The organism is Streptomyces mutomycini (genome assembly GCF_001700505.1).
Lineage (GTDB): Bacteria > Actinomycetota > Actinomycetes > Streptomycetales > Streptomycetaceae > Streptomyces > Streptomyces mutomycini.
This window is the reverse complement of sequence record NZ_MAPV01000022.1, coordinates 1-20,085: the sequence shown is the minus strand read 5'-3', so window position 1 is coordinate 20,085 and position 20,085 is coordinate 1. Positions and strand designations below refer to the sequence as shown.

Genomic DNA, 20,085 nt, shown 5'->3' with positions numbered 1-20,085 from the left:
CGCGTCACCGAACCGTCAGATCCGCTGCGGGGACGCCCGCCCCGGCGTGGGCCGATGTCAGACTTTCGTCAGGAGTCGTACGCCCCTGGGGCGGTGTGCACGGCATAGCGTCGACGACATGCGCGACAGACGCCCTTACGCCGGAGTGCGCCTCCCCTCCCCCGGCCCTCCTCTTCCCACCGAGCCCGCGTTCTGGCGCAGTCCGGTGCGCGGGGTCCGCTTCACGGCCGTACTCGGCCTTGCACTCCTCGCCGGTATCACCCTGCTGTTCGTGACCGGCCTTCTGTCGTACGCGGCGTACAACCCGGACCTGGCCGCCGTGAACGACAAGACGCCCGACAAGGGGTGGCTGGGCTTCTACCTGTTCGCCTGGCCCACGGGCCCCCACTGGCTGTACCGGATGACGCAAGGGATCCACGTCACCCTCGGCATCGTGCTCGTGCCCGTCCTGCTGGCCAAGCTGTGGTCGGTGGCACCGAAGCTCTTCGCACTGCCGCCGGCCCGGTCGGCCGGTCATGCGCTGGAGCGGCTGTCGCTGCTGCTGCTGGTGGGCGGGGCGCTCTTCGAGTTCGTCACGGGCCTGCTCAACATCCAGCTGGAGTACTTGTTCCCCGGGTCCTTCTACCCACTGCACTTCTACGGTGCTTGGGTCTTCTTCGCCGCGTTCCTCGCCCATACCTGCCTCAAGCTCCCCCGGGCGCTGCAGGTCCTGCGCCAGGGGCTCCCCACGGGGCAGGACGACGAACTTGCCTCACCGCGTCCCTCGGAGCCGACCGTCTCCCGGCGCAGTGCCCTGGCCGTCGTGGGGGCGGGGTCGCTGCTTCTGCTGGCCACCTCCGCCGGCCGTAGTTTCGACGGCGGGCTGCGGCGGACCGCCCTGCTGACGCCGCGCGGCGGCGCCGAGCCGGCTTCCGGACCCAACGGCTTCCAGATCAACAAGACCGCGGCGAAGGCGGGCATCACCCCGGACGTGACGGGGGATCCATGGCGGCTCACGGTCGTCGGACCGGCCGGGGAGATCCGGCTGTCGCGGACGGAACTGCTGGCCATGCGACAGCACAGCGCGTCGTTGCCCATCGCGTGTGTGGAAGGCTGGTCGACCTCCGACCAGTGGTGGCGCGGGGTCCGCCTGCGCGACCTCGCCGCGCTCGCCGGGTTCCCGGACGGACCGCCGGGGGTGCTGGTGGCGTCCATCCAGCGCAGCGGGCCGTTCCGGACGGTGGCGCTCCGGGACAACCAGGTGCGGGATCCGCGTTCACTCCTGGCGCTGGGCGTCAACGGTGAGGACCTGTCACCGGATCACGGCTACCCGGCGCGCGTCATCGTGCCGGCCGCCCCAGGCGTGATGAACACCAAATGGGTCGGCCGCCTGACGTTCGGAGAGCTGTGACGAGGCTGCTGCGCCGCTGGTACGGGGAGGGGCCACTGCACCTGCTGCTGATGGTCTCCTCGTTCGCCCTCGCGGGCTACGCCGGGGTACGGCTGCTCGACGGGGACACCTTGATGATCCTGGTGTGGTTCGTGGGCGCCGCGTTCGTGCACGACCTGGTGCTGGTGCCGCTGTACTCGGTGGCGGACCGGGCGTTGCGGCTCCCCTTCGCGCGACGGCCCGGTGCGGTCAACTTCGTACGTGTGCCGCTGCTCATGTCCGGGCTGCTCCTACTGGTGTGGTTTCCCCTGATCACACGTCACACGGAGCGCTACGAACCGGCGAGCGGGATGTCCCCCGACAGGTTTCTGGGGAACTGGCTTCTGATCACGGCCACGCTGTTCGCGGTGTCGGCGCTCCGGCTCATTCTGTGCACCGTCCGGGCGCGGCGGCGCAGCGCGAGGAACGGGCGGCCGTCGGCCTCCCACTGATCGACGGGCCTCCAGTGTTCCGACCGCGCGTACCCGAGCAGCGCGGACGCGCCGACACGGGCCCAGGGGAAGTGGGGTGCGGTGCCTGCCTGTGGCCGGCCGTCGTCGAGACTCACTTGGACCTGCTCATCCACGTCGTGGGGCGCGGCCTCCGTGATGAGCAGTCCCCCCGGTGCCAGTACGGTGGCGACCCGTCGGAGCAGGGCCCGCGGGTCGCCGCCGATTCCGAAGTTGCCGTCGATGAGCAAGGCGGTGCCCCAGCGGCCCTCCCCGGGCAGCGGTTCGAACACGCTGCGGCGGAGAGCCGATCCGCCGATCCGCTGGGTGTGGCCGACGGCGGCCTCGCTCACGTCGATGCCCAGGGCGCGGTGTCCTCGCGCGGCCAGCGCGGCGACCAGCCGCCCGGGCCCGCAGCCGATGTCGAGAACCGGCCCCTCAGCGCGGTGGAGTGCCGACAGGTCCGCCGCGTCGGCGTCCGCGCACCAGCGTTCGACGTCCAGTGGCAGCAGCCACCCGTCGTCCCGGCGGAGGAAGAGCGGGCCCCGGCCCTGGCTCAGAGCTCGCGCGTACGGATCGGTCGCCCAGGGCGCGGGGCCCGGGGTTGCCGGTGGCAGCAGCGTGCTCATCGGACCACCGCCCCGCCCATGCGGGTGAATGCCTCGGCGAACAGGCCGTGGGGCGCGGCGGCGGCGACGTGCCGCGCGTCCTCGGCGGTGTCCACGTCGCGCAGGGGGTGCAGGTCCCGGACGTCGAGGCCCGCGTCCGTCAGCCTGGCCCGCTGAAGTCTGCCCGAGTCGGGGCGGGACATCGGGACGCCTCGTACGAGAGCGGGGTCGGGCGCGGCCAGGCCCAGGGCCCAGAAGCCACCGTCCTCGGCCGGTCCGAACCAGGCGTCGCATCCGTCCCAGCCGCCCGGGGAGAGCGCGGGGCCCAGCAGGGCGGAGGTGATCTGCGGCGTGTCCATCCCGATGAGCAGGGCCGGTCCCGTACAGGCGCCGAATGCGGTGGCGATGCGTTCGTCGAGGGAGCCCGCCCTCTGCGGCAGTACGTCGAAACCCGGGGGCATCCAGGGACCGGGGCGCCCGTCGAGGACCAGGACCCGCCGCCGGGCGGGCAGGGTGAGCACGGTCCGCAGCGTGTCCTCCAGCGCCGCGGCGGCGATCTCCGCGGCCTGGGCCGGGCTGAAGGGCGGCGTGAGCCGGGTTTTGACCCGGCCGGGGACCGGCTCCTTGGCCATGACCAGCAGCGTCGTCGCGCCGGCCTGCGGTGTCCGTGCGCTCATCGGGTCGCCTCTGTCCGGGCGCTGATCGGGGCCGGCGTCCCCGGCTGCCGGAGCACCGCACTCATGTCCCGGACCGCGTGCCAGGTCCCCCGCCAGGTGCCGGTGACCTTGGACTTCCCTGTCCGGGGCAGATACGGCACGTCCGTCTCGGTGACGCGCAGTCCGGCGTCCGAGGCGCGCACGACCATCTCCAGCGGGTATCCGCTGCGACGGTCCGTCAGGCCGAGCGCCTGCAGCGTCTCACGGCGTACGGCCCGCATCGGCCCGAGATCGCGGAGCCGCAGGCCGGTGCGGCGGCGGAGCATGCTGGACAGGGCGGTGTTGCCCGCCCGCGCGTGCAGAGGCCAGGCACCGCGGGTCGTGGGGCGGCGCCGGCCGAGGAGCAGGTCGCTCTCCCCGTCGGCGATCCGTCGGACGAAGCCGCGGAGCAGCGCCGGGTCAAGCGAGCCGTCGCAGTCGCAGAAGCAGACGTATTCCGCCTCTGCCGCGAGCAGCCCCGCGTGGCAGGCGGAGCCGAAGCCGCGGCGGGGTTCGTGCACGACGGTCGCGCCGAGCGAGCGCGCGATGTCCGCCGACCCGTCGGTGGAGCCGTTGTCGACGACAATGGCCCGCCACCCCTCGGGAACGCGCGCCAGTACCCGGGGCAGGGCTTCGGCCTCGTCGAGGCAGGGCAACACGATGTCGGCGTGGACGGGGCCGGCGGGTTCAGCCGGTGCGTAGTGAGTCACGCCGATCACCCTACGGAGCGAAAACCGACATTCCGGGCTTCGGATTCTTACGAAACGTGGACGTCGGCCATGTGGCAGCCCGGGACCATGCGTGCGAACGGCCGGTAGTGCCACAGTGACACCATGCAGAACATCTCCTCCCCGCCGGACCCCGACACCGTGGCACCGACCGGTCGCGGGCACGTTGTGCCGCACGGCCGCGTGCTCGTCGTGGATGACGATCCGACCGTGGCCGAGGTCGCCGCCGGGTATCTGGAACGCGCGGGCTACGACGTCGAGCAGGCGGAGGACGGGCCCGCGGCGCTGGAACGCTTCGCCGCACTGCGGCCCGATCTGGTGGTGCTCGACCTGATGCTGCCCGGCATGGACGGCTTCGAGGTGTGCCGCCGGATGCGCGCCCAGGGCCCCGTGCCGGTCATCATGCTGACGGCGAGAGGGGACGAGGACGACAGGATCCTCGGGCTCGAGACCGGTGCGGACGACTACGTGACCAAGCCCTTCAGCCCGCGCGAACTCGTGCTGCGGGTCGAGGCGGTGCTGCGGCGGGGCCGGCGCGCCGGCTCCGCCGCCCCCGCCCGGCTCGGCGGAGCCGGCATCGGTCTGGAGCCTCTTGCCCGCCGCGCGACACGTGACGGCAGGGACCTGTGCCTCACGCTGCGCGAGTTCGATCTGCTCGCGTTCTTCCTGAGCCACCCGGGACAGGCGTTCACCCGTGAGGAGCTGATGCGGGAGGTCTGGGGCTGGGACTTCGGCGATCTGTCGACGGTGACGGTCCATGTGCGGCGGCTGCGCGGCAAGGTGGAGACCGAGCCGGCCCGTCCCGGTCTCATCCAGACGGTGTGGGGTGTGGGCTACCGAATGGATCTGCCGGACCACGACGCCTCCGGGTACTGAGCGACGTGGCCGACATCCTGCTCATCGCTCTCTTCGCCTTTCTGGGCGCCGCCGCGGCCGGGCTGCTGGGCGCCCTGGCGCTGCGGCTGCTACGGCACCGTCCCCTGGTGGTCTCCCTGACCGTTGTCGCCGCGGTGGCGGTGACGGCGATGCTCGCCGGGACCCTGACCGTGGCCTGGGCCATGTTCCTTTCCCCTCACGATCTGACGGTGGTGACGACCGTCGTCGCCATGGCCGCCTCGGTCTCCTTCGCGACGGCGATGCTGCTGGGCCGCTGGGTGGCAGCCAGGAGCAGGGACCTGACGCTGGCCGCTCGCTCCTTCGGCGAGGGAGGTACGTTCGCGGCCCCGGAGGGACAGGCAACCGCGGAACTCGACGCGCTCACGCGTGAGCTGGCGGCCACCAGCGCGAAACTGGAGAGCTCCCGGAGGCGCGAGCGTGCCCTGGAGAGTTCGCGCCGGGAACTCGTCGCCTGGATCTCACATGATCTCCGGACCCCGCTGACCGGTCTGCGTGCCATGTCCGAGGCTCTGGAGGACGGCATGGCCGCGGACTCCGGGCGCTATCTGCGGCAGATCCGCAGGGAGGTGGAGCGGATGAACGACATGGTCGGTGACCTCTTCGAGCTCTCCCGGATCCATGCGGGGTCACTCACGCTGACCCCCACCCGGGTGTCCGCCCACGACCTGGTGGGCGACGCGCTCGCCGGGGCCGATCCGCTGGCCCGCGAGCGCGGGGTCCTCCTCGTGGGCGACCAGGTCGACGCGGTGCCCGTGGAGGTCGACAGCAAGGAGATGAGCCGGGTCATGGGCAACCTCCTGATCAACGCGATCCGGCGCACCCCGTCCGATGGCACGGTCGCGGTGACGGCGCGGCGGTCGCCCGACGGCCTCGTGCTGTCGGTGACCGACGGGTGCGGCGGAATCCCGGAGGAGGATCTCGCGCGCGTGTTCGACACGGGGTGGAGGGGCAGCCCGGCCCGCACCCCGCCGGCGGGAGCGGGCCTCGGACTCGCCATCGTCCGCGGGATCGTCGAGGCGCACTCCGGCCGGACGGCCGTGCGGAACGTGGCCGGTGGCTGCTGCTTCGAAGTCACCCTCCCGGCCGCATCGGGCTGAGGCCGGAAGCCCGGCCCGGCAGCGACGGCACACACCCGGCGGCACCGGCCCAGGACGGCCGGCCCGCCGCCCTACCCGTCCGTTCGGCCGGTGTTCCGCAGGGGCGCCAGGGCGAATTCCTGCATGCCCTCGGCGAAATCCGTCTCCGGCTTCCAGCCGAGCTCCTCACGGAGGCGTCGTGAATCCGCGGTCACATGGCGGACGTCACCGAGCCGGTACTCACCGGTGACGACGGGTGCCGGACCGCCATGGGCCGCTGCCAGGGCGCACGCCATCTCGCCGATGGTGTGCGGAGTGCCGCTGCCCGTGTTGTAGGCGTCGAAGGTGCCGGGCCCCCGCTCCCCGAGTACCGCGAGAGCCACGGCGTTGGCCGCCGCCACGTCCCGTACGTGCACGAAGTCGCGGCGCTGGCCGCCGTCCTCGAACACCTGGGGTGCCTCACCCCGGGCCAGGGCCGAGCGGAAGAACGACGCGACACCGGCGTACGGCGTGTCGCGCGGCATCCCGGGGCCGTACACGTTGTGGTAGCGCAGCGCGACGGCCCGGCCGCCCGTCGCCCGCGTCCAGGCGGCGGCGAGGTGCTCCTGCGCGAGTTTGGTCACCGCGTACACGTTGCGCGGGTCGCCCGCCGCCGCTTCGGTGACCAGCCCCGGCACCAGCTCCGCACCGCAGGCGGGGCACCGCGGCTCGAACCGGCCGGCGTCCAGGTCGGCCACCGCCCGGGGTCCGGGCCTGACGTACCCGTGCCGGGGGCAGTCGTAGCGCCCTTCGCCGTAGACCACCATCGAACCGGCGAGCACCAGGCCCTGGACCCCTGCCGCCGCCATCTCCGCGAGCAGCACTGCGGTGCCGAGGTCGTTGCACCCGACATACTCCGGCGCGTCCGCGAAGTCCTTGCCGAGACCTACCATCGCCGCCTGATGACACACGGCGTCGATCCCGGACAGCGCTCCTGCCACCGCCGCCCCGTCCCGCACGTCCGCGACGACAGTCCGGACACCCGGTGGCAGGTCACCCGCCGCCGAAGCGCTGGACCCGGCCGGTCCGTGCGCGGAAGGAAGCAGTGCGTCGAGGACCACCGGTTCGTGCCCGGCGGAGGCGAGAGTCCGGACGATGTGTGACCCGATGAACCCGGCTCCGCCGGTGACCAGTACGCGCATGGCCGCCACGCTAGGCCGCCGGAAGCCGGGACGGACGGTGCGGCACGCCCACGTCACCGGACCGTAAGAACGCCCACGGGACGCGGATCCGCCGGGCTCCGCCCGGAAGGTGGTCAGGCCGTAGCCGCTCTCCGACTGCTCGGGGCAGGTCACTCGGACGCGTCGCTTCCCCGTCATCCGGGTCTCTTCGATACTGGTGCCGTACGCACCTGAGACAAGAGGACCGGATTCACGCTGACGGCCGACCGTCACGCACTCCCCAGGAGGAACCGTTGCGCATGCTCATCAACGTGCCGGAGACAGTCGTCGCGGACGGACTCCGCGGAATGGCCGCCGCCCACCCTGAGCTCGTCGTGGACGTCGAGAACCGCGTCGTCGTCAGGCGTGACGCCCCGGTGGCCGGGAAGGTGGGACTCGTGTCCGGCGGCGGGTCGGGGCACGAGCCGCTGCACGCCGGGTTCGTCGGGCCCGGGATGCTGTCCGCGGCGTGTCCCGGGGAGGTGTTCACCTCGCCGGTGCCGGACCAGATGGTGCGGGCGGCCGCCGCGGTCGACAGCGGCGCCGGCGTGCTGTTCGTCGTGAAGAACTACACGGGGGACGTGCTGAACTTCGACATGGCGGCCGAACTCGCCGAGGACGAGGGTATCCAGGTCGCCCGGGTCCTGGTCGATGACGACGTGGCGGTGGCCGACAGCACGTTCACGGCGGGCCGGCGCGGCACCGGGGCGACACTGTTCGTCGAGAAGATCGCCGGTGCCCTCGCCGACGAGGGTGCGCCGCTGGAGCGGGTGGAGTGCATGGCCCGGCGCGTGAACGAGTCCTCTCGGAGCTTCGGGGTGGCTCTCAGCTCCGTCACCACTCCGGCGAAGGGCACGCCGACGTTCGACCTGCCCGCCGGCGAACTGGAACTGGGTATCGGCATCCACGGCGAGCCCGGCCGGGAGCGCCGCCCGATGATGACGTCCGGCGAGATCGCCGATGTCGCGGTCCACGCGGTGCTGGAGGACCTGCGCCCCAGCGGTCCCGTGCTGGTGCTGGTCAACGGGATGGGCGCGACCCCGCTGCTGGAGCTGTACGGGTTCAACGCGGAGGTGCAGCGGGTGCTGTCGGAGCGGGGGGTGGCGGTCGCTCGTACGCTGGTGGGCAACTATGTGACGTCGCTGGACATGGCAGGCTGCTCGGTGACGCTCTGCCAGGTGGACGAGGAGATGGTGCGGCTCTGGGACGCACCGGTACGGACGCCCGCGCTGCGCTGGGGCCGGTGAACGGACTTTCCACCGTACGAGGAACAGGAGATCTTGTGCTCGACACCGATTTCTTCCGTCGCTGGATGGCCGCCACCGCGGCCGCCGTCGACCGTGAGGCGGACCGGCTGACCGAGCTCGACGCCGCGATCGGGGACGCCGACCACGGGAGCAACATGCGGCGCGGCTTCGCCGCGGTGAGCGACGTACTGGAGAAGGAGGCCCCCGCCGCACCGGGGGCCGTGCTGACACTGGCCGGCCGGCATCTGATCTCGACGGTCGGCGGGGCGTCGGGGCCGTTGTACGGGACGCTGCTGCGCCGTACCGGGAAGGCGTTGGGCGATGCGCCGGAGGTGACCTCGGATCAGCTGGCCGAGGCCCTCGGGGCAGGGGTGGCCGCGGTGGCGCAGCTCGGCGGGGCGCAGGCCGGGGACAAGACGATGCTCGACGCACTGCTCCCTGCGGTGGAGGTGCTGGGCGGCTCGTTCGGGGAGGCCCGGGACGCGGCACTGGCCGGCGCCCTGGCGACCGTGCCGTTGCTGGCCCGCAAGGGCAGGGCGAGTTATCTGGGCGAGCGCAGCATCGGGCACCAGGACCCGGGGGCGGCTTCGGCGGCGCTGCTGGTCGGGGCACTCGCCGAGGCCGCCGGACCGAACGGTGGAGGCGGCGCATGAGCGAGGAGAAGCAGGTCGGGATCGTGCTGGTCTCGCACAGCCGGCCGGTGGCGGAGGCCGTCGCCGAGCTGGCCAGAGGGCTGGCGGCCGGTGGTGCGACGGCACCGGTGGCAGCGGCGGGGGGCACCTCGGCCGGCGGCCTGGGGACGAGCACGGAACTGATCGCCGCGGCTGCGAGGGCGGTCGACAGGGGCGCCGGGGTCGCGCTGATCGTGGACCTCGGGAGCGCGGTGCTCACGGTGAAGTCCATGCTGGCGGAGGGCGACGAACTGCCCGAAGGGGCGCGGCTGGTGGACGCCCCGTTCGTGGAGGGCGCGGTCGCGGCACTGGTGACGGCGTCGGCGGGGGGCGATCTGGGGACCGTGGAGGCCGCGGCCACGGACGCGTACGACTACCGGAAGGCATGAGGGTGGCCGAGCCGGCTTCCGTACGCCGGTGGACATCGGGCGCGGTGGTCGATGACGCGGTCGGGGGGCTCGCAGAGGTGACGAGACCTCCGCGCGCCTTCTGCACACGCTTCAGCGGGGCAGGCGGCGCACTACCGCACGGAATCTGTCCCGGCCGGCCCTGACGTTCGTGTGCCACAGATCTGAGGCGTCACCGCTCAGCGAGTGGGACTGGAGCCGGTGTTCATCAGGCGACGTACAGGCGGACGGCCTCGCCGCCTCCGGCGTGAAGCGCCTGCGCGACAGTCGGGTCCACCAGCTGCTCCACGTCCAGCCCTCCCGTTCGAACAGATCGACAGGCTACACAACGGCCTGGGCACCGAAGCGTGAGGAGCCGAAGCCCGATCGCCCTGGTGGGAGTGCCGGTGGGAGCGGGTCACGACTCCTCCCAGCTCCTCGGACCAGGTCCGCCCCATCCGGCATGGGACGGCGGGAATGGGGCAGCCGATGCAGACGATGACAGACACAGGCGCGCTCCCCGAGGGCGGTGAGATGCCCGGAGCGATCGCTGGGCGCACCGCCGGCAGCGCTGATCACGGTTTCGCCCGGCAAGCCGTTCCCAGAACCCCCGGTGAGGCAAGGGAACGCGTGGCCGAGCTTCTCGGCGCCGCGTTCTGCGACTTGAGGAACGAGGACCTCGACGTCGTCGTCGCGGACGCACTGCTGGTGACCTCGGAACTCGTCACCAACGCGATTCGGCACGGCAGGGGCCTGACAGGCTTCAGGGCCGCGCTCGTCGACGACGGACTCCGCCTCGACATCGAGGACGGCTCCCCGGAACAACCGACGACATCGGCACCGTCCGCCTCGGACGGCCTCACGCGAGGTGGGTTCGGATGGCCGCTCGTCTGCCGTCTGTCCAGGCACGTGGCCATCAGCCCTCGCCCGGACGGCAAGCGGATCACCGTCCTCGTCCCCCTGATGTGAACCCGCCCCGACGGCGTCGCGAGCCGGACACGGCCCTCGCACAGCAGGGTGCCGGGCGTGGGCGGGCCTCACCGTGGTGGCGAGGGCGGCGCACCAGGCCGGGCCACGGCAGGACGCGGCGACTCGGGTGCGTACGGGACCGGGGACACCGCACGGCTCCCGGAGCGGTCCGGGAGCCGTGCGGTGGGGCTTCGAGCGGCGGAGCGGCGGGCGTCAGGCGGCGGGTGTCACCGCCGTGGCCGCGATCCGGATCTCTGTCTGCCGGGTGACGCCGTTGACCGTCACCGCGAGCGTGACGCTGCCCGGCCGGAGCGCGGTGAGTGTGCCCGTCGCGGGGTCCAGCGTCGCGATGTGGCGTGGACGGGCGCCGTCCGGCTTCCCGATGCGGATGTTGGGTGAGCCGGTCCAGTCCGCGCTCAGCGGGAAGGCCGCCGGCACGGTCCGTGTGCCCTGGGTGACATACGCCCCGACCGTCGTGCGCTCCCCCGCGACGAGCGCGGTGGGGGCGTCCAGGGCCAGCGCGTCGACGTGGGCGCGGGTCTGCGCGGAGACCCAGTCGGATCCGCCCCGCCACGGCTGCCGGCGCGCCGTCGCCTGTTCGCCGGGCGCCACACGGTCGGCGCCGATCAGGGACCAGCCGGTGAATCCGCCCTCGTCCGCGGGCCCTGCCGGTGCCTTGCCGGAGTTCCCGTTGATCAGGTAGGGGACTCCGTCCACGCGCGAGGCGTCGAAGACCCCCGCATGGCTGCCGATGAAGGCCGCGCCCTTGCCCGTCGTACGGCGGAAGCCGGCGAGCCACTGTTCGACGAGGGCCGCCTCCTTCCGGTCGCTCAGCCGGCTGCCCTGCTGGACGGTCGGATCGCGCGGGGGCACGTGCTCGATCAGCATCACGGAGCCGACGGATGAGTCCTTCGCCGCCGCGTCCAGCTGGGCGCGCAATTCCTTGATCTGGGCGAATCCGCCGCCGCGCAGGCTGAGACTCGACGTGTCGAGCGTGATGACCCGGGTGCCCTTGTGGTCGAACGTCCGCCGGGCCGGACCGAACTGTGTGATGAAGTTGTCGATGCTGCCTCCCATCACCTCGTGGTTGCCCGGCACGTAGTACCAGGGCAGGGAGTCACCCAGTTCCTCGTCGAGGACCTGCCGGGCGAAGGCGAGGTCGGCGGGCGAACCCTCGTCGACGAGGTCGCCGTTGACGACCAGGAAGTCGGGACGCGCCGCCTTGATCTCGCGCAGGGTGCGGCGGGCCTGCTCGACGATCGCGCTGTCCGGGTCGCGTGCGACGAACTGGGCGTCGGACATCACCGCGAACTGCCAGTCCCGGCCCTCCGTGACCGCCGCGGTGTCGATCAACGGGTCGGCGGATCGGCTCTGTTCGGGCAGCTCGACCGTGGGAGGCACCTGGGCGGTCAGGTCGTCGATGACGACCTCGCCGGTGTACTGCCGGGCCGCCGCCGTCTCGGCGAGGTAGAAGCGGTGCACCGACAAAGGCATCGCCGCGCCCGGCGGCACGGCGAAGGTGACCTGGCGCCAGCCGGTCCAGGTGATGTACGGACCCCGCAGCAGCTGGTCGGAGCCTGCCGCGTCCTTGAGGTGCAGGGTCGGCCAGGCTCCGTTGCCGTCCCCCTTGATCCAGAGGGTGTACGCCTGCGGCTGGCCCGGCACCGCGACGGGCTGCGGCGGAGCGGCGTAGGCGGCGCGCGTCGCCGTCGACCTGGTGAAGTCGTAGGTGAGGCGGAGGCCGGTGCCCGTGTGCCCGTCCGGCGTAGCGGCGAGCGCGCCGTCCGCGCGGGCCTGGCTGAACTTCCAGGATCCGGCGTCGTCGAAGTCCGACACGGGCTGTTCGGTGAGGCCGACGCTCACGGCGAGGGTCGTGGCCACGCCGGCCACCGTGGCCTTGATCCGGCCTGCCCCGGAGCCGGTGAGAGACCTGACGGTGAAGGACCCCAGGCCGTCGTCGGCGACGGCGAACAGCGTGCGGTCGTAGTCGAGGGTGAGGTCACCCGGCTCGACGGGCGCGCTCGTGCCGTGGGCGTCGAATCCGACGATGCCGAAGCTGCCGGTGGCCTCCTCGTCGGCCAGTCCGACGCGCGCGGTGGTGGGCCGGATACGGTCCAGCCGGTCCAGGACGGTGAGCCGGGTGTCGCCATGGACGCCGGCGCGTTCCGCGCGGACGTCGGTGGTGCCGCTGCGGTGCGCGGTGAACGTGCCCCGGGCGTCCACGATGCCGACGGCCGGGCTGACGGCACGCCAGTGCGGGGCGCCCTCGGCAGGGCCGTACGTCTCGTCATGGCCTGCGGCGGTGAGCTGCCGGGTCAGGCCGGGGAAGACCCGCTCGGGGTGCCCGCCGCCGACGGGGTCGTCGCCGGGGGCCGCGCCGGACGGTGTACGGGTCTCGACCCAGAAGCCCTCGAGCCGCCCGCTGCCGTCGGGAGCGGTCAGGGCGAGACCGTTGGGGACGGTGCGTTCGCTGCCGTCGGACGGGCTGTTCTCGACCTGGAGCGCGTCACTGCCCGGCTCGCGCGCGACGAGGGTCGACGAGCCTCCCCCGTCGAGGTTCAGCGCGCTGTGAGAGCCGGCCTCGCGCATCATCACACCGAGTTCGGTGAGGGTGACACCGCCGCTGTCGGTCTGGCGGCCGTCGACTGTGATGACCTGCATGGTCCGGCCGTCCGCGGAGAACCCGACCGCGGTGCGGGGCGCCGCGGTGTTGTTGCCTTCGCCTTCGTGGTCCTGTGCCACCCCGTCGACGACGAGCAGTTCCCGGCCGCCCACGGCGGTGCGGGGGACGGCTCCGCTGTCGGTGCGGGCCCGGTACTCGATGCCGACCGGGTCACCGGGCTCCAGGGCGGCCAGCAGCCCCGCTCCCGCCTCACGGCCGACGAGGACCACGGTGTCCTCGGGCACCGGGCCCGCTCCTGGGGTGTCCGACACGGAGGCGACCTTGCCGTCCCGCACCGCGACTTCCGCCACGGGCTGTGCGCCGTCGACGGTCAGCGCCCGGTCGGCACTGCCCCAGGCCGAGGTGTATGCGCCCACGCCCTGGGCCGGAACGTTCGCCGCGTTGTACGCCGCCAGCGGGTGCGCGCCGGAAGGGAGGGTCACTGTGCCCTCGAAGTACAGCTGCAGGACGCGGCCGGCGTTCTGCGGCCCGATGCCCACCGCTCGGTTGACACCCGGGGCCGGGGAGTGGACCGTCCGGCCGTCCTTGATCCCGGGCCCCTGGGGCGCTCCGGTCTGGTTGATGTCGAAGAAGTCCGCGTTGATCGCAGCGACTGTACGACGCCCCTTCCCCGCGTCATGCCCGGCGGCCAGCTCGGAGACCGTGTGCCGGTCCGCGACCTTGCCCGACGAGAGGTAGTCGGCGCGTACTCCGCTGCCGTCCAGGTCGACCGAGAGGGTGTCGACCCGCAGCCACTTGTCGGACTCGAGGCGGTCGTACGAGCTCAGACGCACGCCGGGGGCGACGGGGCGGGAGGCGCGAGCGGTCTCGATGCCGTCGCCGTCCACGACGGATCTCGCTTGCCCGGACGAGCCGCTCGCGGCCGGCGGGGCGACGGGTCTGAGGATCTCGGCGGTGGTGTGCGGGCGGGGGTCGGGTGTCGAGTCGGCTGCTGCGGGTGCGACGGCCCCGGCCGCCGTCGCCGCCACGGCCGCCAGCAGCACGAGTGACCGCCGGGTGCCGCGGAAAGTGCCTGGGCCCACAAATCCTCCTGGTGCGGAGCGGATTGCACGCGGAATACGGTGTCGGCGGACAGCATGACCGGGCTCGGTGGGACGCACCAGAGGACAACGGGGACATCAGGAGGAACAGCGCGCGGCAGAGGGGTGACCTCCGCGGTCCCGGACGGCGGGGCTTCACTGATCCCCGCGCCGGTGGCCTTCCGCCCCGCAGCCCCGCACACTTGACGACATGTCGACAGTCAGGCGCAGCGCGGGGATTCTGCTCTTCCGGGTCGTCACCGGAAGGGACGGCCACCCGGACGCCGAAGTGATGATCGGCCACATGGGCGGACCGTTCTGGGCCCGCCGTGAGACGGCCGCCTGGTCCATCCCCAAGGGCGAGTACGGACCCGACGAGGAGCCCGCCGCCGCCGCGCGGAGGGAGTTCGAGGAGGAACTCGGCCTGCCCCTCCCGGACGGCACCTGGGTGTCGCTGGGTGAGACACGCCAGTCGGGGGGCAAGACCGTGACCGTATGGGCCGTGGAAGCCGGGCTGGACCCTGACGCGGCGGTCCCCGGCACCTTCAGCATGGAGTGGCCGAAGGGGTCCGGTGTGCTGCGTGAGTTCCCGGAGATGGACCGGTTCGCCTGGTGCGCACCGGACGTCGCCCTCGCACGGCTGGTGGCGGGCCAGCGGGTCTTCGTCGAGCGGTTGCGTGCCTACGTGCGTGAGGGGCGCGCCCCCTCGGATGCGTAGAGGTCCGTCACGGCCCGGCCCGCCCGCAGTTCGAGGCTTTCCGCTTCACCCCCCACCCCGCGGGACGAGCGTCCGACCGGACCCACCCGCTGGTTGCGGGCGTCACGGCACACGGCACGCCCCATCACGCGAAGATCGCCGTCACAGGGGCCGAGCCGCAGGCGATGGAGGAACTGCAGCGCCTGCGTCCGGGGTGGTCCGACGTGACGTCGGTCCCCGACGAGGCACAGGGCCGCCGGGCTGTGCAGGAACGTGAGGCCGCCGCGGGCCTGGTGACGAGCGACGATCCCATCCTGGCCACCGGCTGGAGCCTCGTGCCCGGAGCGATGGTCGCCCTCGTCGCAGTCACCGCTCTGCCCATCCTGTGGCACCTCCCCGAGGCAGCGCCCAACCGGCAACCCGGGCGCGTACTGCACCGCCCCTGATGCCCGGCGCGTTCCAGATCGCAGTGGAGGGGTCACCCGTCAGCCCTCTTCAACGCCTGACCAGCCAGGTCCGCCGCTCCGCCCGCATACGCGAGATGTGCGGGCGGGCGGGCATGAACAGGGCGTTTCGTACCCGCGAGAGTGATTCGACCTGATTCGGGTGGTAGGCGGGCACGAACGTCGACACGATGGCGGTGATCGCCATGATCGTCCGCACCGCCAAGGAGACGCCGAAGCATGTCCAAGCCTGTCGTCAACATCTGGGGCTCCCCTGAAGAGGCTGCGCCCGCAGCCGCGCAAGCCGCCCCCGCCCCCTGGGACACGAAGTGGGACCTCGGGAGCAGGACCACCAGCGGGACCGCCTGGGTCTTCTACTGCTCACCTGGCGACAAGACCCTCAAGCGTCCGGTGATCCTCGCCGACGGTTTCGCCCCCGGCGGGACCAACGTCGACGATCTGTACGACGGCCTGCAGAACGGGGAGTACCCGTTCGTCTCCACGCTGCGCGAGGCCGGCTTCGACGTCGTGCTGCTGGGCTTCGCCGACCGCACCGCTTCCATCCTCGACAACGCCGAGGTAGCGATCCAGTGCATCATGCGGGCGATCGCCGACCGCGAGGGCGAGCACCCGCTGACCGTCGGCGGCTTCAGCATGGGAGGGCTGATCACCCGCTACGCGCTTGCCAAGCTGGAGCGCCAGCGGATGCGGCACGAAACCGCCACCTACCTCTCCTACGACACCCCGCACCGCGGCGCATGGCTGCCCCTGGGAGTCCAGGCGTTCGCCCACTACGTGAAGGACAACTGGGGAGGCGTCGGCAAGCCGGTCCTCAACTCCTTCTCCAACCTGGTCAACAGCCCCGCCGCCCGCCAGATGCTGCGCTGGCACCTGGAGAGCGCCACCGGGACCACCCTCGACGTCGCCTCCGGCCAGCACCAGGACCGGACCGACTTCCTGGAAGCCCTGGAGCAGATGGGCGACTGGCCCCAGATTCCCCGCCTGCTCGGCGTCGCCAACGGCACCGGCACCGGTGCCGGGAACGACATCCCCTCCGGCCACCCCGCGATGGAAGCCTACGGACCGCATCTGATCGGCCGGCTCGACGCCCAGGGCACGGGCTCGCAGACCGTCGCCCGGATGGACAGGCCGGGCCAGGAGCCGACAGAGATCCGCACCACCGGCTTCCCCGAACTCGACGGTGCACCCGGCGGACTCTTCCCCCAGGCTCCCGCCTTGAACCACGCCGCCAACTTCGGCATCGCCGCCATGCTGGCCGGCCTCGTCAACAAGACCGAGGCTGAACTCACGCACAACGCCTCCACCTTCGTCCCCACCGTCAGCGCCGTGTCCTCAGCCCGCATCGACAACCACGACGCCCTCTACAGCAAGATCGACCCCCAGCACAGCGACCTCCACGACTACCACTGCGCCACCACCAACGAAGGCCACACCACCATGACCCGCGAACTCGGCGAGTGGATCGTGAACAAGCTCAAGGAAGCGTGACCACCGGCCAACCGCCGACGGAAGTCCCCTCGTGGGGGTCCGGGACCGTACGGTCCCGGACCCCCATGTGACTGAGCGATGGTGTACGGCAGAATCACGCTGTGACATCCACGGGGGTGCTGACCGAGCTGGAAGCCGGCATGGCAGAGCTGTCCACGCCCATGCGGGTGTACGTGGCAGCCGGGCGATTCACCGAGCCGGAACCCGACCTTCCAGAGCTGGCAGCCCGGATCCGCACACTGCTGGCCGCGATCGCGGCGGACGATGCCTGGCGGCGATTCCTGCCCGGGTACACCCCGGCGTCCGTCCCGGAGATCTGCGCCTCTCTGGAAGCGGTGGAGACGCACGGAGCCGCCTCGTTCCTGGCCCAGGTCGCGGCCGTCGACCTGGTCTGGCCGAGCCACCGGCACCTGCCCGTCGAGACCGCCAAGCGCGCGGCGGACCGGGTGGTGTCCCTGCTCGGACCGACGGCCGGATGGTGGACCAACCACGACGCCGAATGCGGCGCAGTGAATGGACTCACCCCACTGTTCGACAGCCTGCTCGCAGGAATGGACGGTCAGCACTTCACACTGGTCCTGCAGATCGCCGACGACTGAGAGGGCGCTCCGGTGAGTCAGGCGGCAAGTGGTCGGCGTCCCGGCCGCGTATCAGAGAAGTCGTAGTACGAACCCATGGCACTTTCTGCACTTGGGCCGCGAGCGCGCGTGAGGGCTTGAACCGGGTCGGTGTACGCCCCGCAGGGCGGCTCGTGTGCCGCGGCCGTTCCGGCTGGAGTACTGAAGTAGGTGACGACGTGCTTCATCCGTGTTCACACCGGCGGCCTGCTCAGGACGAGCACCGCCACGTCGTCACGGCGCACTCCGCCGGAGAAAGTCTCCAGGTCTGCCTGGAGCGCGTCCAGGACCTGGTCCGGCTCGCGGCCGACCCATCGTCCCAGCCGCTCGTCGAACGGGTAGAAGCCACCCGTGGCGTCGCGCGCCTCGGTCACCCCGTCGGTGCAGACCAGCAGGGACGCTCCCGGTGGAAAGCCGACCCACTCGGTGGCGCGCGCCTCACCGCTGAGATCCGCCATGCCCAGGGGTACGGACGTACGGTGCAGGGTGACCACCGACGCAGCCCCGTCGCACAGCAGCCGGGGCGGCAGATGCCCGCAGTTGACGGCCTGCATCCGGTCACCGCCGTCGAACCCCAGGACCAGGGCGGTGACGAAGCGTTCGGTCTCACCGGTCTCGGCGGAGAAAGCGTTGTGCCGGACGACCGCGTCCTCGACGGAGTCGGCCACGGCGGTGAGCTCGGGTTCCCTCACGGCCGCCTCCCTGAACGCGCCGAGCGCGGCGAACCCTGCCCCGATCGCGGGGAGCCCCTTGCCCTGGACATCCCCGATGATCACCCGGGTCCCGTGGGGCGACTGCACGACCTCGTAGATGTCACCGCCGACGAAACGGTCCCCTTCGATCGGCTCGTAGAGGCCGTGGGCACGGAGCTGCCGCGTGACGATGGGGAGCGGGCGCAGGATCTGGCGCTGCAGCGCGACGGCGGCCGAGCGCAGCCGCGCGACCTCGGTGGCGTGCCGGATCCGCGCGGCGCAGGCGGCGACTCCCAGGCCACTGGCGAGGGCCGTGAAGCCGATGAGGAAGGCCACGTCCCAGAAGGGGCCTGTCGAGGCGATCCGGGAGGCGACGACGACCAGCATGACCCATACCGCCACGGCGGTGGTCTGGCGGACCGTGCAGAAGACCGACGCCAGCGCGGGCAGCACGACCAGGAGCGGGACCAGTGGGAGGTCCTCGCCGGTGAGGGCGTCCAGCAGGACGACCGCCACGGTCAGCAGGAACAGCCAGAGTGCGAGTGCCCAGTTCCCGATCCGGGCGGCGCCCGCCTCCGTGTCTCCCGGATCCGAACCGGGCAGCGGCGGTCTGCGCGCCGCCGACGGGCGGAGGAACCCCATGACCACGGCATGCCTCCCGCCTGTCCGTCCCTACCGCCCCACGTGTTCCAAGCTACCCGCCCCCGGGCCCCGGGTCTCGGCGTCGGCGGGCGGCTCCGAGTCCGCGGGGACGGTCACCGAGAGGAATGAGGTCCTGCGGCGCAGGGTGAAGCCGATGGATTCGTAGAGCCGGATGGCGGAGGTGTTCGACGCGGCGGCGTGCAGGAAGGGCGTCTCGCCCCGCTCCCTGATGCCGTGGGCGACGGCCCCGACGAGGCGTGTCGCGAGTCCCTGGCCCCGCACGGACCCGTCGGTGCACACGCCACTGATCTCGGTCCAGCCGGGCGGGTGCAGCCGCTCCCCCGCCATCGCGACGAGGATCCCGGCGCGGCGGATCCCGAGATAGGTGCCGAGCTCAACGGTGCGCGGCAGGAACGGGCCGGGACGGGTGCGCTCGACCAGGTCGAGCATCTCCGGCACGTCCGCGGGGCCGAGGACCACGGTTTCCGGGTCGGGGGCGGTGTCCGCCTCGCTCACCAGCTGGACGCCCTCGGCCTGGAAGACGACCTCCCACTCGGCCGGCGGGGGCTCGCGGAAGGCCGTGAGGGTGACGGACCCGCCGGGGCCCGCCAGCGCGGCGACGTCGGCCCAGTCCTGGGCGTCGGGGTCGTCCGGCAGGGCGAGCCAGGGGGTGACGTCGGGGCGGTAGCGCAGGATGCGCCCTCGCCGTTCGGCGAAGTGGGCGTGCGGACCGGTCAGGGCGGCGCGGACAGGATTGTCCAGCGGATGGGGCCTTTCGGCTCCCGTACGGGGGCCGGTGGCCCACGACGCGGAGTGGTTCGCTGTCCCCGCCCCGGGCGGGTTCGTGCGCAGGGGCGTGGCCTCGGGCATGGGCTCTCTCACTCCGGTCGGTACGGGTATCCGCGACAGGGATGTAAGGCTGATCCGCCCCTCGCCTATTCCCGGGCACCCGGGCACCCGGACGCCGGGCCGTCCACGAGCGTGCGGCGGGGGAACTGGGTGGACGCCGCGTCGCCGGCGCGCTCTCCGCTCGCGCGCGGCGCCCGGCATGTACCGCAGACCACACCGCGTCAGGCCGGCCGCGCCGCGTCCGGTCCGGCGAATAGTGCACCACTGCGCGCGATACTGCCCCAACCGGCACCGGCCTGTGGCACTCTGGGTACGACCGCCCCACCGGGCTCCCCCGTACCGGTGGGGCGGTTCTGTGCGCTGCCGGGCTCACGCGGTGCCGCAGCGACGGCCCCTGGGGACGATCAGGCTGTCCGCGGCCGATTCCTGGGTACGTGTTACTCAAATCCTTTTGATTGCGCATGAGTTGTGGCCGATCGGGCAGGCGTCTCAACCTCACGGCCCACAATCCGAGGAGCGTGACGGGATGACCATGCATACTGCACCGACCGCAGCCGCGGAACGAGCAGGCGCTCCGGACGGACTTCCCTGGATCGAGGAC

The 20,085-nt window shown here is 72.3% G+C and carries 20 protein-coding genes; 11 read left to right on the top strand and 9 right to left on the bottom strand.

The window, feature by feature from the left end; translation table 11 throughout:
- Window positions 1–118 precede the first annotated feature (118 nt).
- Window positions 119–1,390, top strand: coding sequence for a molybdopterin-dependent oxidoreductase (locus tag BFF76_RS02650; protein WP_065847037.1), 1,272 nt, complete (start codon window positions 119–121; stop codon window positions 1,388–1,390).
- Between the two features lie 76 nt (window positions 1,391–1,466).
- Here the strand turns inward: BFF76_RS02650 and BFF76_RS02645 are convergent, their stop codons facing one another.
- From BFF76_RS02645 to BFF76_RS02630, 4 genes are read right to left on the bottom strand one after another with little or no spacing between them, the layout of a single operon-like run.
- Window positions 1,467–1,646 carry a hypothetical protein gene (locus tag BFF76_RS02645; protein ID WP_042836810.1) on the bottom strand — a complete coding sequence of 60 codons (180 nt, stop codon included), beginning with the start codon at window positions 1,644–1,646 and terminating at the stop codon, window positions 1,467–1,469.
- Between the two features lie 54 nt (window positions 1,647–1,700).
- Window positions 1,701–2,486, bottom strand: coding sequence for a class I SAM-dependent methyltransferase (locus BFF76_RS02640; RefSeq protein ID WP_065847035.1), 786 nt, complete (start codon window positions 2,484–2,486; stop codon window positions 1,701–1,703).
- Window positions 2,483–3,142, bottom strand: a complete 660-nt coding sequence (locus BFF76_RS02635) for a TIGR04282 family arsenosugar biosynthesis glycosyltransferase (protein ID WP_053930064.1) — start codon at window positions 3,140–3,142, stop codon at window positions 2,483–2,485. The genes BFF76_RS02640 and BFF76_RS02635 overlap by 4 nt, the downstream gene beginning before the upstream one ends.
- Window positions 3,139–3,879 (bottom strand): glycosyltransferase family 2 protein, encoded by a 741-nt coding sequence (locus tag BFF76_RS02630; protein WP_381823259.1) that lies wholly within the window; start codon window positions 3,877–3,879, stop codon window positions 3,139–3,141. Before BFF76_RS02630 ends, BFF76_RS02635 begins: the two co-directional genes overlap by 4 nt.
- 114 nt (window positions 3,880–3,993) lie before the next feature.
- On the opposite strand from BFF76_RS02630, the gene BFF76_RS02625 reads away from it, so the two are divergent.
- Together BFF76_RS02625 and BFF76_RS02620 are read left to right on the top strand one after the other, a co-directional pair.
- Window positions 3,994–4,764 (top strand): response regulator transcription factor, encoded by a 771-nt coding sequence (locus BFF76_RS02625; protein WP_065847033.1) that lies wholly within the window; start codon window positions 3,994–3,996, stop codon window positions 4,762–4,764.
- A gap of 5 nt (window positions 4,765–4,769) precedes the next feature.
- Complete coding sequence (locus BFF76_RS02620) at window positions 4,770–5,882, top strand: sensor histidine kinase (RefSeq protein ID WP_031095831.1); 1,113 nt, start codon at window positions 4,770–4,772, stop codon at window positions 5,880–5,882.
- Between the two features lie 71 nt (window positions 5,883–5,953).
- On the opposite strand, the gene BFF76_RS02615 is transcribed toward BFF76_RS02620, so the two are convergent.
- Window positions 5,954–7,042 carry an NAD-dependent epimerase/dehydratase family protein gene (locus tag BFF76_RS02615; protein WP_065847082.1) on the bottom strand — a complete coding sequence of 363 codons (1,089 nt, stop codon included), beginning with the start codon at window positions 7,040–7,042 and terminating at the stop codon, window positions 5,954–5,956.
- Window positions 7,043–7,314: 272 nt separating this feature from the next.
- Between BFF76_RS02615 and dhaK the strand changes: the two genes are divergently transcribed.
- From dhaK to BFF76_RS02595, 4 genes are all read left to right on the top strand, one after another.
- Entirely contained in the window at window positions 7,315–8,307 is a 993-nt protein-coding gene (gene dhaK / locus BFF76_RS02610) for a dihydroxyacetone kinase subunit DhaK (RefSeq protein WP_065847031.1), read from the top strand.
- Between the two features lie 35 nt (window positions 8,308–8,342).
- Entirely contained in the window at window positions 8,343–8,960 is a 618-nt protein-coding gene (dhaL, locus tag BFF76_RS02605; protein WP_031095826.1) for a dihydroxyacetone kinase subunit DhaL, read from the top strand.
- Window positions 8,957–9,367 carry a PTS-dependent dihydroxyacetone kinase phosphotransferase subunit DhaM gene (locus BFF76_RS02600; RefSeq protein WP_031095824.1) on the top strand — a complete coding sequence of 137 codons (411 nt, stop codon included), beginning with the start codon at window positions 8,957–8,959 and terminating at the stop codon, window positions 9,365–9,367. Before dhaL ends, BFF76_RS02600 begins: the two co-directional genes overlap by 4 nt.
- 495 nt (window positions 9,368–9,862) lie before the next feature.
- A complete protein-coding gene (locus BFF76_RS02595) occupies window positions 9,863–10,333 on the top strand; it encodes an ATP-binding protein (protein WP_141695563.1) in 471 nt (156 codons plus the stop codon).
- A 213-nt stretch (window positions 10,334–10,546) separates the two neighbouring features.
- Here the strand turns inward: BFF76_RS02595 and BFF76_RS02590 are convergent, their stop codons facing one another.
- Window positions 10,547–14,038 (bottom strand): phosphodiester glycosidase family protein, encoded by a 3,492-nt coding sequence (locus tag BFF76_RS02590; RefSeq protein WP_065847029.1) that lies wholly within the window; start codon window positions 14,036–14,038, stop codon window positions 10,547–10,549.
- 208 nt (window positions 14,039–14,246) lie between these two features.
- Between BFF76_RS02590 and BFF76_RS02585 the strand changes: the two genes are divergently transcribed.
- Both BFF76_RS02585 and BFF76_RS02580 read left to right on the top strand, forming a co-directional pair.
- Window positions 14,247–14,753 carry an NUDIX hydrolase gene (locus BFF76_RS02585; RefSeq protein ID WP_031095819.1) on the top strand — a complete coding sequence of 169 codons (507 nt, stop codon included), beginning with the start codon at window positions 14,247–14,249 and terminating at the stop codon, window positions 14,751–14,753.
- A gap of 203 nt (window positions 14,754–14,956) precedes the next feature.
- Complete coding sequence (locus BFF76_RS02580; RefSeq protein ID WP_141695562.1) at window positions 14,957–15,178, top strand: hypothetical protein; 222 nt, start codon at window positions 14,957–14,959, stop codon at window positions 15,176–15,178.
- 49 nt (window positions 15,179–15,227) lie between these two features.
- Here the strand turns inward: BFF76_RS02580 and BFF76_RS32835 are convergent, their stop codons facing one another.
- On the bottom strand, window positions 15,228–15,383 hold the full coding sequence (locus tag BFF76_RS32835) for a hypothetical protein (protein WP_167359463.1): 156 nt from the start codon (window positions 15,381–15,383) through the stop codon (window positions 15,228–15,230).
- A 32-nt stretch (window positions 15,384–15,415) separates the two neighbouring features.
- Between BFF76_RS32835 and BFF76_RS02575 the strand changes: the two genes are divergently transcribed.
- Together BFF76_RS02575 and BFF76_RS02570 are read left to right on the top strand one after the other, a co-directional pair.
- Window positions 15,416–16,684, top strand: a complete 1,269-nt coding sequence (locus BFF76_RS02575; protein ID WP_065847025.1) for an esterase/lipase family protein — start codon at window positions 15,416–15,418, stop codon at window positions 16,682–16,684.
- A gap of 101 nt (window positions 16,685–16,785) precedes the next feature.
- Window positions 16,786–17,283, top strand: coding sequence for a hypothetical protein (locus BFF76_RS02570; protein WP_244167204.1), 498 nt, complete (start codon window positions 16,786–16,788; stop codon window positions 17,281–17,283).
- Window positions 17,284–17,495: 212 nt separating this feature from the next.
- Here BFF76_RS02570 and BFF76_RS02565 read toward each other — a convergent pair whose 3' ends face one another.
- The gene (locus tag BFF76_RS02565) at window positions 17,496–18,641 is read right to left on the bottom strand and encodes a PP2C family protein-serine/threonine phosphatase (protein ID WP_053930061.1); all 1,146 of its coding nucleotides are present in this window, start codon (window positions 18,639–18,641) and stop codon (window positions 17,496–17,498) included.
- 24 nt (window positions 18,642–18,665) lie between these two features.
- Window positions 18,666–19,505 (bottom strand): GNAT family N-acetyltransferase, encoded by an 840-nt coding sequence (locus tag BFF76_RS02560; protein WP_079122293.1) that lies wholly within the window; start codon window positions 19,503–19,505, stop codon window positions 18,666–18,668.
- Window positions 19,506–20,085: the final 580 nt, after the last annotated feature.

Excerpts from the sequence above, each read along its gene's own strand:
- BFF76_RS02650 (WP_065847037.1), top strand. The coding sequence starts at position 119 with ATGCGCGACAGACGCCCTTACGCCGGAGTGCGCCTCCCCTCCCCCGGC.
- BFF76_RS02645 (WP_042836810.1), bottom strand. The coding sequence starts at position 1,646 with ATGAGCAGCGGCACACGTACGAAGTTGACCGCACCGGGCCGTCGCGCG.
- BFF76_RS02640 (WP_065847035.1), bottom strand. The coding sequence starts at position 2,486 with ATGAGCACGCTGCTGCCACCGGCAACCCCGGGCCCCGCGCCCTGGGCG.
- BFF76_RS02635 (WP_053930064.1), bottom strand. The coding sequence starts at position 3,142 with ATGAGCGCACGGACACCGCAGGCCGGCGCGACGACGCTGCTGGTCATG.
- BFF76_RS02625 (WP_065847033.1), top strand. The coding sequence starts at position 3,994 with ATGCAGAACATCTCCTCCCCGCCGGACCCCGACACCGTGGCACCGACC.
- BFF76_RS02615 (WP_065847082.1), bottom strand. The coding sequence starts at position 7,042 with ATGCGCGTACTGGTCACCGGCGGAGCCGGGTTCATCGGGTCACACATC.
- BFF76_RS02600 (WP_031095824.1), top strand. The coding sequence starts at position 8,957 with ATGAGCGAGGAGAAGCAGGTCGGGATCGTGCTGGTCTCGCACAGCCGG.
- BFF76_RS02595 (WP_141695563.1), top strand. The coding sequence starts at position 9,863 with ATGACAGACACAGGCGCGCTCCCCGAGGGCGGTGAGATGCCCGGAGCG.
- BFF76_RS02585 (WP_031095819.1), top strand. The coding sequence starts at position 14,247 with ATGTCGACAGTCAGGCGCAGCGCGGGGATTCTGCTCTTCCGGGTCGTC.
- BFF76_RS32835 (WP_167359463.1), bottom strand. The coding sequence starts at position 15,383 with ATGGCGATCACCGCCATCGTGTCGACGTTCGTGCCCGCCTACCACCCG.
- BFF76_RS02575 (WP_065847025.1), top strand. The coding sequence starts at position 15,416 with ATGTCCAAGCCTGTCGTCAACATCTGGGGCTCCCCTGAAGAGGCTGCG.
- BFF76_RS02560 (WP_079122293.1), bottom strand. The coding sequence starts at position 19,505 with ATGCCCGAGGCCACGCCCCTGCGCACGAACCCGCCCGGGGCGGGGACA.